Origin of the sequence: Veillonella sp. 3627 (genome assembly GCF_003992195.1) — a bacterium.
GTDB lineage: Bacteria > Bacillota > Negativicutes > Veillonellales > Veillonellaceae > F0422.
This window is the reverse complement of sequence record NZ_RQVG01000007.1, coordinates 14,151-26,599: the sequence shown is the minus strand read 5'-3', so window position 1 is coordinate 26,599 and position 12,449 is coordinate 14,151. Positions and strand designations below refer to the sequence as shown.

Genomic DNA, 12,449 nt, shown 5'->3' with positions numbered 1-12,449 from the left:
TAGGTAAAAGCTATAGAATGAAATGTAATGAAAATTAGAATCTAGTGATATGCATATGAAATTAGCATAGAGAAAACAGGAGAATCGTATGCTATATGTATTGGAACTTTCATTAGAAATCTATATAATAGTAGTATTCGGAATACTGCTATTGCTAGTTAGTTATAGTAGGACTTTCAGAAGAAGAGAAAAATGAGGGAATGTAATTCCTGTAGTCATAGAGTTGTGCATGTCTATTGTGCAAGAAAGGAGAAAGTGATGAGTCAATTACTAGAAGAAATTGAATCCTTGCGAGGATCCATGAAAACATTAAATGATTTTTTCTTCGACCATCCAGAACTAGGGAATGAAGAGTTTTTAGCCCATGGTAAATTAACAGATTTACTGGAAAGTGAAGGGTTTACTGTAGACCGTGAAGTGAGTGGTTTACAAACCGCATTTCGTGCTGTGTACCATGTGCAAGGAGGAGGACCGAAAATTGGGCTTCTCTGCGAATATGATGCCTTAGAAGGTTTGGGTCATGCTTGTGGGCATAATCTGCAAGGGCCTTCCATCTGTGCAGCAGCTATTGGTTTACGTCGTACCTTGCAAGTGCCAGCTACATTGGTGGTGTATGGGACACCAGCAGAGGAAACGGCATCTGGTAAATTGGTGATGGCAAAAGAAGGCGTTTTTGACGATTTAGACGTGGCTTTCATGATGCACGGCAGTGATTCTACCACGGTAGATGGCAAGTCCTTAGCGCTTAACTTGGTAAATATTAAATTCCATGGCAAATCGGCTCATGCAGCGATTGCTCCAGAAAAAGGCATCAGTGCTTTGGATGCAGTGTTGTTATTCTTTAATGGCATGGAATATCTTCGAGAACATGTGCCTACAGAAGTACGTATGCATGGGATTATTACAGATGGTGGTAAGGCAGCGAATATCGTGCCAGATTATGCGTGTACACAGTGGTATATTCGTTCCTCTAGTCGCATTCGTTTAGATGAAGTGGTGGAGCGCGTGAAACAAGTGGCTCAAGGGGCAGCCTTGCAAGTGGGAGCTACTATGGAATGGGATGAAGTAAAAGCCTATGATAACAAGGTCAATGTGCAAAGCTTAAATGATTTACTCTTAAAGAATGCGGAAATCGTAGGTGCTCCAGATATTTCAGAACCGAGAAAGGTAACTGGTTCTACTGACTTTTCCAGTGTTACGTTCCGCGTACCAGGAGCTTGTTTACGGGTTAAATTTGTAGGTAGAGGTGTGACTAGTCATTCTCAAGAATGGTTAGATAATGGGAAAACTCAATTAGCAGAGGATGCTATTATGTACGGAGCCAAGGGGATTGCTCTTACAGTAGAGGAAATTCTCACCACACCGGGCTTATTGGCTCAGATTCAAGAAGACTTTCAACGGTCGAAAGCAAATTATTAATTAGCCTATCTTCATAGGTAAAGGAGAAGTAGTTATGAATTTATTGTTGTGCGCTATCGTAATTTTAGGCGCAGGTACATTGGTGATTAAAAAGTTTAAAGCACAAACAGTATTGCTGTTAGGCGGTTTAATCATGATGCTAGGGGCGTATTTCCTTGGCTATACAACGGAGTTTGTAGATGCGAAAAAAGGAACAGGTGTGATGTTCTTTGATGCTTTTGAGTGGATTAATAATACTACTGCAAAGGATGCAGCAGGGTTGGGTCTCATGATTATGACATGTACTGGCTTTGCTAAATACATGGATCACATTGGTGCTAGCTCTCGCTTGGTTACAACTGCGATAAAACCTTTGCAAGCGATGAAAGCTCCTTATGTAGTATTATCTTTAACATTCTTATTAAATATGTTCATGTCCTTGGTAATCCCAAGCGCATCTGGTCTAGCTATGTTGATGATGGTGACCATCTTCCCTATTTTGGTGCGTTTAGGCGTAAGCCCAGTAGGGGCAGCGGCAGCGGTAGCTACTGGCCATTTGTTGGACATTGGACCAGCCTCTGCTACAAGCTTATTAGTGTCTAAAACAGTGGGCTTAGGAGTAGAAGAATACTTCGTAGGCTATCAATTGAAAGTATACATTATTTGTGGTATTGTGACAGCTATTGCGCATTACATATGGCAACAATACATGGATAAAAAATCCGGTCATGTTCCTTCCGAAGTTGTACATACAGAACTACAAGAAGAAGTAGCAGTAGGACCTCTTGCGTATTTAATATTGCCATTCTTGCCACTTGTATTTATGTTAGGATTTAGTAAATATGGTATTGCAGGCATTAAGATGAATGTTAACTTGGCTATGTTCCTAAGCTTATTCATCGCCATGATATTTGAATTGATTCGCTTGCGTGATTTCCGAAAAGTAGCTGCGTCTATTCAAACTTTCTTTAAAGGTATGGGGGACCAATTTACCAATACGGTAACGTTGATTGTAGCAGGGGAAACCTTTGCATTCGGTTTGACATCCTTAGGGATTGTGAATGAGTTTGTAGCATTCATTAAAACCTTCTCTATCCAAGCAGATATGGTGGGTGTTATCGTATCTGTGATTATCTTAGTATTGAGCATTGTTATGGGCTCTGGTGTAGCATCTATGTTTGCATTCTCACCATTAGTGCCAAATTTTGCTAAAGAATTAGGTGGTAATGCGATTACCATGCTACTAGGTATGCAAAATGCGGCCTCTGTTGGACGTTTGTTGAGCCCAATTAGTGCGGTTATGATTGCAGTAGCTGGTGTGGCAAATATTTCTAGTTTTGATTTAGTAAAACGAACTGCAGTGCCAGTATTGATTACATTCATTACCTCTACGATTTGTATTTTAATTTTCCATTAATGAGTGAAAGATGCATAAGATAGGGATTGATTATAATTCCTAAGGATTTGATAGAAATTAAATGTTGACGATGAGTGGTCTTTTATGTATTATAGTTGTACAAGACTATTACCCCCTGAGGGTGAATAATGGAATCGTTAACAACATGAAGTACCTAACGTGTAAGTATTTGTAGCTTACTCGTTAGGTTTTTCATTCCTATGAAAGTAATGACAAAAGGGTGTACTTCATGATAGATATAGAAAAGGCCAAAACAGATGAGAATACAACAATTACAATATTTAGAAAAAATTGCAGAAAAAGGATCTATTAATGAAGCGGCTAAGGAATTATATTTATCCCAACCTAGCTTATCCAATGCGGTAAAAGAACTAGAACACGAAATGGGTGTTCAACTATTGTTGCGTACTAAGTCAGGGGTAACCTTAACCCATGATGGACGCGAATTTATGATTTATGCTCGACAAGTACTAGATCAAATTCAATTATTAGAAGAGCGATATAAATCGAATACCAAACGAAAAGAACATTTCTTTATTTCGGCTCAGCATTATGCCTTTGTGGTGCATGCTTTCGTAGAGCTTATAAAAAGTGTAGATACTGATGAATATCAATTTGGTTTGCGGGAAACAGAAACACAAAATATTTTTGAAGATTTAGCTACTTTTAAAAGCGAATTGGGTATTTTGTATTTGAATAGTTTTAATCGTCAAGTGATGGAAAAGTTATTTAAAGAGTATAAATTGACATTCTACCCATTATTTGAAGCGGAACCGCATGTATTTCTGTGCCGAGAACATCCCTTGGCAAACCAAGATAAAATTACCTTGGAAGAACTAGAGGATTTCCCTTACTTATGCTATGATCAGGGAGAAGATAATTCCTTCTATTTTTCAGAGGAAATTTTAAGTACTTTGGACAGAAAAATGACTATTAAAGTATCTGACCGTGCTACTATTTTCAATTTAATGGTTGGTTTGAATGGATATACTATTAGTTCTGGTATTTTGAGCCGTGAATTAAATGATGATAAGATCATCGCCATTCCTCTAGATGTAGAAGATACGATGACTATGGGGTACTTAATGCCACATATGCTAGAGCCAAGTCCCATTGCGAAAAAATATTTAAAACTATTGAAAGAACATATTCGTAACTATGGTTTTGAAGTCATGGAATGGAAAAAGAAATAAGCTTTTGTAATAGAATATAAGCGATAGAACAGAGGTATGCTACTGTAGGCGTACCTCTGTTTTTGCATATCTAGTAGGTGCTATTGCATAGAATGGGTAGTTCTTTTGAAAAAGGAGTGAATGATGGTAGATACTAGAAGAGTGAAGGACTGTAAGATGACGAAGGAGAGGCGAGTTAGTAGACAGTGTGTAGAGAGACGTAGGGATATAGAGAGATGTGCATATGTTAGAATGTAACGAGTCTATTGAGAATAAATATAGATTATGCATTAAATAACTATTAGTAATGAAAAGATGGTCTATTATGAGATAGATGCTAATCATTGCGTTAGTAAGACTGTAAAATGCATTATAGGTATCTTATAATAACTAAAAATTATGTAAATGTGAAATGTTGTTATAGTCTGTAAATGACGTTCTATTCTTTCAGAAAACAGTTTATAATCAAGGTATAACTTTATATTCGCCTTACTGGTGCCGCGAGGCTTAATAGGGAAGCTTGGTGAAAAGCCAACACGGTCCCGCCGCTGTAAAGGGGAGCGAAACTTCATGTAGTGTCACTGGGAAACTGGGAAGGCGAAGCGTAGCGAAGATCCTGAGTCAGAAGAACTGCCGTAAGAAGCATGTCGTTAGATCCGCGAGAGACGGGTAGAGATGGTTTTGCGCTAAGTGCATACGCTAAATCATAACCTACCGTTTTCAATCGAAAACGGTTTTTCTTTTATGAATGATAGTTATATCTTTCAGTAAGAGACTAGGTAGGGTGATGAGTTATAGGGATGGGTAGGGTATACCCAGTTTCTAATTGTTTATTTTATTTTATGAGAGCTGCAACGATTACATAAGCTATTAGAATCTCTATAATGAGGCAAATCTCACTAGAAAAGTGGTTTGAGTAAGGGAACGTATGCCTATGTGGTCAGAGAAAGGAAGCTAGACTATGGGACAAGACAAGCATCATGAACCACAAGTTCACGAAGAACAGTTTGAGCTACCAGATGTATCGTTTGATGAGTTTTCTATCCCTACCTACGAGGAGTGGAAAACGACGGTAGAAGGTATCTTGAAAGGGAAAGATTTCCAAAAAAGTATGTATACAAAAACATACGAAGGAATTACTTTACAACCAATGTATTGGTTGAGCGACCAAGAGGGATTGACTCAAAACTTGACATATCCTGGTCGTGATAGCAATTTACGGGGTGCGAAAGCTAGTGGATATATCCATACACCTTGGACAATTGCACAACGTTGTGACGGAAAAACAATTGCTGACATGCATGACATGTTACAATTTGAATTAGATAAAGGTAGCACAGCTATCAGTTTCACACTGGACAGTGCTACACGGAAAGGACAAGATGCTACGAAAGCTGAAGCTAAAGATGTGGCTGACGCAGGGGTGTCTTTGTCTACTGTAGAAGAAGTGGAAGCTTTATTAAAAGGCATGGACTTAACTACAAAAGAATTAGATATTCGTACAGGTGCTAGTAGCGTATGCTGGGCGGCTGCATTACATGCGCTTTGCGAATCTCAAGGGGTGGATGTAAAATCCTTGTCCGGTATGATTGGGGCAGATCCAATTGGTACTTTGGCACAAGATGGTCATTTATCACGCCCTATGGACGAATATTTCGATGATATGGCACATACCATTGCTTGGGCATCTGCACATGCACCACAATTGCGCACAGTTTTGGTAGATACAGATGTATACCATAATGGCGGTGGCAATGATGTACAAGAATTGGGTTTTGCTATGTCTACGGCTGTGACATATTTACGTGAGATGGAACGCCGTGGTATCGATGTGAATACATTTGCAAAACAAATTCGTTTCCATGTCAGTGTAGGAGCTAATTTCTTCATGGAAATAGCTAAACTACGTGCTATAAAAATGGTATGGGCTCAAATTATTGAACATTGTGGCGGTGATGAAGAAGCGAAGAAAATTAACTTGTTCGTAAGTACATCTCACTTTGCACAAACTGTATTTGATCCATATGTAAACTTATTACGTGCTGGTTCTCAATCCTTCTCCGCAGTAGTAGGTGGTATGGATGGTATGTTTGTACGACCTCTTGATGGCTGCATTCGTCCAAGTGATGAATTCTCTCGCCGTATTGCCCGTAATATTCAAATCATGGAGCAACAAGAGTTCAACTTCATTCAACCAGTTGACCCTGCCGGTGGTAGCTGGTACTTAGAACCATTGACACAAGAGTTGACTGAAAAATCTTGGGCATTGTTCCAAGAATTAGAAGGTAAAGGTGGCATCTTAGAAACATTAGTATCTGGTGAAACGCAAGAAGCCGTGGATGCTATTTTACAAAGCCGCTTTAAAAACTTGGCAACCCGTAAAGATCGTGCCGTTGGTAGTAACATGTATCCAAATATGACGGAAGAATTACTAGAAGTGCCAGTGGTAGATTTTGAGGGCTTACGCCAAGCTCGTGTAGCAGCATTAGCTAATGTGGGTACAACTGATGCAGCTGAATTAGCTCTAAAAAAATTACAAGAATCCGACTTCAGTGAAATTGGTTCTTTGGTAAGTGCTGCGTATACTGCATTAGTAGCGGGCGCTAGCTTTGGACAAGTTTTTGAAGCCTTAGCAGATGGTAGTGAAGGTATCACTGTGAAAGCAATTCTATCTCATCGTTGGACAGAACAATACGAAGAATTGCGTATGCGCACTGAAAACTTCAAAGAAACACATAATGGGGATAATGTTAAAATCTTCTTGGCTAACATGGGTCCAATTCCTCAACATAAAGCGAGAGCCGATTTCGTTACTTCTTTCATGCAAGTAGCTGAATTTGATGTGCTTACCAATGATGGATTCCCAACTGTGGACGAAGCAGTAGCAGCTGCTTTAGCATCGAATGCAGATGTGACAATCGTATGTTCCACTGACGATACATACCCAGAATTGGCACCAGCAGTGACAAAAGCAATCAAAGCCGCTCGCCCAGCTATGAAAGTATTCTTGGCAGGGGCTCCATCTCCAGAGTTGAAAGAACTTTGCGATGCAGCAGGCATGGATGATTATATTAGTGTACGCTCCAATTGCTATCAAACATTATTAGCAATGCAACGCGAGAAAGGAATGATGTAGATGATTCCGGATTTTAGAAATATTCCTTTTACAGCTGCTAGCCCAAAAGCATCCGATTTCGATGCATGGAAAGAGCAATTACAAGCTGAAACTGGCAAGTCCTATGATGACAACTTCATTCGTACTATGGAACAAATCGATGTGGGTCCTGTGTATGATGCCTCCATTTATGATCAATGTAACCATTTACAATATGTAGCGGGTATTCCTCCGTATCTTCGTGGACCATATGGCACAATGTATGTACAACGTCCTTGGACAGTACGTCAGTATGCAGGTTTCTCCACAGCGGAAGAATCCAATGCCTTTTACCGTCGTAACTTAGCGGCAGGTCAAAAAGGTTTGTCTATCGCCTTCGACTTAGCGACTCACCGTGGTTACGACTCTGACCACCCTCGTGTAGTCGGTGACGTTGGTAAAGCCGGCGTTGCGGTAGACTCCATTCTAGATATGGAAATCTTGTTTTCTGGTATTCCATTAGATCAAATGTCTGTATCTATGACAATGAATGGAGCCGTATTACCAGTTATGGCCTTCTATATCTTAGCCGGTGAAGAACAAGGCGTAGATAAATCCGTTATGGCAGGTACGATCCAAAATGATATTTTGAAAGAATTCATGGTGCGTAATACTTATATTTATCCACCAGCAGCTTCCATGCGTATTATTGGTGATATCTTTGCCTATACATCTAAATACATGCCTAAATTCAATAGTATTTCCATTTCTGGTTACCACATGCAAGAAGCAGGTGCTACAGCAGATATCGAATTAGGTTACACCTTGGCCGATGGTTTGGAATACTTGCGTACAGGTGTGGCAGCGGGTCTTACAGTTGACCAATTCGCACCGCGCTTATCCTTCTTCTGGGCAATGGGTAAAAACTACTTCATGGAAATCGCTAAAATGCGTGCAGGCCGTATGTTATGGGCTAAAATTGTTAAATCCTTTGGTCCGAAAAATGTTAAATCTATGGCATTGCGTACTCACTCCCAAACATCTGGTTGGTCTTTAACAGAACAAGATCCATTCAATAACATCACTCGTACTTGTATCGAAGCGATGGCAGCAGCCTTGGGTCATACCCAATCCTTGCATACAAACGCTCTTGACGAAGCGATTGCATTGCCTACAGACTTCTCGGCGCGTATTGCTCGTAATACGCAATTGTATATCCAAGATGAAACTAACGTATGTAAAGTTATCGACCCATGGGGCGGTTCTTACTATGTAGAATTCTTGACTAACCAATTGATCCGTAAAGCATGGGCTCATATCCAAGAAGTTGAAGCCTTGGGTGGTATGTCTAAAGCGATTGATACAGGTCTTCCAAAAATGCGTATTGAAGAAGCGGCAGCTCGTCGACAAGCGCACATCGACTCTGGTAGTGAAAAAATCGTCGGTGTTAACTACTTACGCCTTGATAAAGAAGATCCATTAGATATCTTGGAAGTAGACAATACAGCTGTACGTTTGGCACAGATCGAACGATTGAAAACATTGCGTGCTAATCGTGATAATGACAAAGTACGCAGCTGTTTGGATGCGATTACAAAAGCGATGGAAACAGGAGAAGGAAACTTGCTTGAATTAGCCGTAGAAGCAGCTCGTGCTCGTGCCTCTAAAGGTGAAATCTCTGATGCAGTTGAAAAAGTATGTGGTCGTCATAAAGCGATCATTCGATCCATTTCTGGCGTATACAGCAGCGAATTCAGCGATGACGATGTAATCACAGAAGTACGCAGCATGACTGAAAAATTTGAAGAAAAACACGGTCGCCGTCCACGTATTTTCGTAGCGAAAATGGGTCAAGATGGTCACGACCGCGGAGCTAAGGTAATTTCTACAGCCTTCGCAGATATGGGCTATGACGTAGATATCGGACCTTTATTCCAAACACCAGAAGAAGCAGCAAAAGATGCAGTAGATAATGACGTACATATCGTAGGTATGAGTTCCTTAGCAGCAGGTCATAAAACATTGATGCCTCAATTATGTGAAGAACTTAAAAAATTAGGCCGTGAAGATATTATGGTTGTTATCGGTGGCGTTATCCCAGCTCAAGATTATGATTATCTCTATGAGCATGGTGCAGCAGCGATCTTTGGACCTGGTACAATCATTCCAGTATGTGCTAAAAAAGTTCTCGAATTATTAGATGAACGCTTAGAAGAGGAAGAATAATCTGAATAGACGATTCTAAACTCGTAAATAGGTAAGACATGACACGTAGTCAGTGCCTCGTGCTACTTTGTAGCTGGCTACTGATTGCGTGTTTGTCATATTCGAATCGGTGAAAGGAGGGTGTCTTATGAGTGATGATACCTATAAGCCTTCTTGGGTTCCTGAGGAGAAAGATGATAAATTTGCATGCCGTGTCATGCGTGGAGTGGATGGTGGTCATGATGGAATGGACGCACATACCCATGCACCACAAAAGCCGGTAGCGCCTAAAGTAGTGAAGCGGAAAAAATTGACCGTCGATGACTATGTAGAAGGGGTGTTAGCAGGGAATCGTATGATACTTTCACGGGCTATAACCCTCATTGAAAGTAATGCAGCAGCTCATTTTGAAATGGCACAACAAGTCATCCAACGTTTGTTACCGTACACAGGTAAATCCACCCGTGTAGGCATTACAGGGGTGCCTGGGGCTGGTAAATCTACCTTGATTGAAGCGTTAGGTACAAAACTGTGTCAAAACGGACATAAAGTAGCCGTTCTTGCGGTGGATCCATCGAGTACAGTGACAGGTGGTTCTATCCTAGGGGATAAAACGCGGATGGAACAACTTTCACGGGAGCCGAATGCATTCATTCGCCCATCCCCATCAGGTGGCACTTTGGGCGGGTTGACTCGTAAAAGTAGAGAAACCTTGCTGTTATGTGAAGCGGCAGGGTACGATACAATCCTAGTAGAAACCGTAGGGGTCGGACAAAGTGAAACGACAGTACGTTCCATGGTAGACTTTTTCTTGCTCGTAGTGCTTACTGGCGCTGGTGATGAATTGCAAGGCATGAAAAAAGGTGTTATGGAATTAGCCGATGCTATAGTGGTTAATAAAGCTGATGGTGACAATTTACAACGGGCAAAAGTGACACGCCAAGAATACGAACGTATTCTATGGTTTATTCGTGATGCCACGGAACAATGGACAACCCATGCCTACACATGCTCTGCTTACACTGGGGATGGTATCATGGAGTTATGGCAAGGTGTCATTGAAAAATTCATGGAACAATGTAAAGGTAATGGAGTGCTACAAGCACGTCGCCGTGACCAAACTTTATCGTGGGTATATTCTATGGTAGAAGAACATTTACAAAACTTGTTCTATCGTGCACCAGAAATTGTATCTTGCCGTGGAGGCATTGAAGATGCGGTTATTGAGGGGCGTTTAACTCCTACATTGGCGGTGCAACAATTTATTAATACATTTACACAAACAGCTTTGGGGGATCAAGCAAAGAATACCCCATTATTTGAGCTGAAATAAAATAGAAACAGGAGGGGGAACTCTCCTGTTTTGTGCTACTGAGGGCTAAATCCTAGTAGATTTTAGGGTATATGAATTTTGAAAGATACATAATGAAAAATATTTGATAAAAATCTACATGTGTGACAAAAGTAACATAAAAACAATATAAATGTATATTCTATATGGATGTGTAAAATTTTATTAGAACTTAAAAGAATAGAAAGATAAATGGCATATGCCTTTCTTTTCACAAGCCTGAATATTTGTTATAATATGGTGAAAAGTTTATGAATACATAACTAGTATTGTTTACACTATGTGAGGTGCATAATAATGAGTTTCGAAAGTCGATTCCAACATCTTGATCGCCGTGCCCCTATTGCTGAGGATAATGTGGCGATTATTCATGATTTAGAAAAATGTAAGAACTGTACTCTTTGTCGTAAAGCATGTGCTGACACTATGAGCGTACTTGATTACTATGATTTGGAAGCAACAGGAGATAATCCTATTTGTATCCAATGTGGTCAATGTGCGGTAATTTGCCCATTTGGTGCAATGTACGAACGTACAGAATTAGATAAAGTAAAAGAAGCCATTGCAGATCCAGAGAAAATTGTGGTTATCCAAACAGCGCCAGCTGTTCGTGTATCTATCGGTGAAGAATTTGGATTTGAGCCTGGTACATACCAAGAAGGCAAAATGGTAGGTGCTCTTCGTGCGTTAGGTGCTGACTATGTAGTAGATACTAACTTTGGTGCGGACTTAACCATCATGGAAGAAGCAAATGAACTATTAGAACGTAAATTACATGGCACAGGTCCATTGCCACAATTCACTAGCTGTTGTCCAGCATGGGTAAAATTCTGTGAAACATTCTTCCCAGAATACGTATCCCATATTTCTTCCGCTCGTAGTTGTATTGCTATGGAATCTGCTATGGTAAAAACATATTTTGCAAAAAATATGAACATTGATCCTAAGAAAATTGTATCCGTGTCTGTCGCTCCTTGTACTGCTAAAAAAGCGGAAATTCGTCGTCCTGAGCAAAACAATGCGTCTCGTTACACTGGTGAAGATTTAGGTCCAGATACAGATATCTGTATCACTACACGTGAATTTGCACAATGGATTCGTGAAGCAGAATTAGATTTTGCCGCAGTAGAAGACTCTGCATACGATAAATTCATCGGTGCTGCTACTGGTGGCGGTGTTATCTTCGGTAATACTGGTGGTGTTATGGAAGCAGCGATGCGTGCATCCTACAAATTCATCACTGGTGATGAACCATCTCCAGCTCCACTTCTTAACTTAACAGATGTGCGTGGTATGGACGGTGTGAAAGAAGCAAGCGTAGAAATCGGTGGACATATCATCAACGTGGCTGTGTGTCATGGTGGTAAAAACATCCGTGAATTCTTGAACGAATTGAAAGCATCTGGTAAAACATATGATTTCATCGAAATGATGGCATGCCCAGGCGGCTGTATCGGCGGTGGTGGACAACCACGTGCTAAATTACCAGTGGCTAATAAAGTAAAAGGTGAACGTATTGAAGGTCTTTATAATTGGGACTCCAACATGAAGCTTCGTTCTTCCTATGAAAACCCTGAAATTAAAGATGCATACGCTAATTTCTTGGAAAAACCATTAGGACACATTGCGCATGAATTGTTACATACTACCTATGTAGATCGCAGCGGTGACTTAGGGGCTCGTAAAGACGTAACTCCTGAAACATGTCCAACATCTCCAAAATTTAAAAAGCCGGAATAATTTAGTTAGTAACTTCAACTCCGGTGAGTCAGCGAATGTGTAAGTTGGTTTGCTGCTGAACGAAGTTATTAT

General features: G+C 40.4%; 7 protein-coding genes and 1 riboswitch. All 7 genes read left to right on the top strand.

Features of this window, described 5'->3' with window-relative positions; genetic code table 11:
• Positions 1-258 precede the first annotated feature (258 nt).
• The 7 genes from EO114_RS04700 (at position 259) to EO114_RS04670 (ending at position 12,377) form a co-directional block, all read left to right on the top strand.
• The gene (locus EO114_RS04700; protein WP_126941056.1) at positions 259-1,419 is read left to right on the top strand and encodes a M20 family metallopeptidase; all 1,161 of its coding nucleotides are present in this window, start codon (positions 259-261) and stop codon (positions 1,417-1,419) included.
• Between the two features lie 34 nt (positions 1,420-1,453).
• Complete coding sequence (dcuC, locus tag EO114_RS04695; RefSeq protein WP_126941057.1) at positions 1,454-2,815, top strand: C4-dicarboxylate transporter DcuC; 1,362 nt, start codon at positions 1,454-1,456, stop codon at positions 2,813-2,815.
• A gap of 257 nt (positions 2,816-3,072) precedes the next feature.
• The gene (locus EO114_RS04690) at positions 3,073-4,008 is read left to right on the top strand and encodes a LysR family transcriptional regulator (protein ID WP_126941058.1); all 936 of its coding nucleotides are present in this window, start codon (positions 3,073-3,075) and stop codon (positions 4,006-4,008) included.
• 455 nt (positions 4,009-4,463) lie between these two features.
• Positions 4,464-4,640: riboswitch (cobalamin riboswitch) on the top strand.
• Between the two features lie 308 nt (positions 4,641-4,948).
• Positions 4,949-7,123 (top strand): methylmalonyl-CoA mutase family protein, encoded by a 2,175-nt coding sequence (locus EO114_RS04685; RefSeq protein WP_127061807.1) that lies wholly within the window; start codon positions 4,949-4,951, stop codon positions 7,121-7,123.
• Positions 7,124-9,307 carry a methylmalonyl-CoA mutase gene (gene scpA, locus EO114_RS04680; RefSeq protein ID WP_126941060.1) on the top strand — a complete coding sequence of 728 codons (2,184 nt, stop codon included), beginning with the start codon at positions 7,124-7,126 and terminating at the stop codon, positions 9,305-9,307.
• Positions 9,308-9,434: 127 nt separating this feature from the next.
• Positions 9,435-10,619: a methylmalonyl Co-A mutase-associated GTPase MeaB gene (gene meaB, locus EO114_RS04675; RefSeq protein WP_009352979.1), complete on the top strand. Its 1,185-nt coding sequence runs from the start codon at positions 9,435-9,437 to the stop codon at positions 10,617-10,619.
• Positions 10,620-10,934: 315 nt separating this feature from the next.
• The gene (locus EO114_RS04670; RefSeq protein WP_127061805.1) at positions 10,935-12,377 is read left to right on the top strand and encodes a [FeFe] hydrogenase, group A; all 1,443 of its coding nucleotides are present in this window, start codon (positions 10,935-10,937) and stop codon (positions 12,375-12,377) included.
• Positions 12,378-12,449: the final 72 nt, after the last annotated feature.

Bases quoted from the DNA above. Each gene is read 5' to 3' on its own strand.
- meaB (WP_009352979.1), top strand. From the start codon at position 9,435: ATGAGTGATGATACCTATAAGCCTTCTTGGGTTCCTGAGGAGAAAGAT.
- dcuC (WP_126941057.1), top strand. From the start codon at position 1,454: ATGAATTTATTGTTGTGCGCTATCGTAATTTTAGGCGCAGGTACATTG.
- EO114_RS04685 (WP_127061807.1), top strand. From the start codon at position 4,949: ATGGGACAAGACAAGCATCATGAACCACAAGTTCACGAAGAACAGTTT.
- EO114_RS04670 (WP_127061805.1), top strand. From the start codon at position 10,935: ATGAGTTTCGAAAGTCGATTCCAACATCTTGATCGCCGTGCCCCTATT.
- EO114_RS04690 (WP_126941058.1), top strand. From the start codon at position 3,073: ATGAGAATACAACAATTACAATATTTAGAAAAAATTGCAGAAAAAGGA.
- EO114_RS04700 (WP_126941056.1), top strand. From the start codon at position 259: ATGAGTCAATTACTAGAAGAAATTGAATCCTTGCGAGGATCCATGAAA.
- scpA (WP_126941060.1), top strand. From the start codon at position 7,124: ATGATTCCGGATTTTAGAAATATTCCTTTTACAGCTGCTAGCCCAAAA.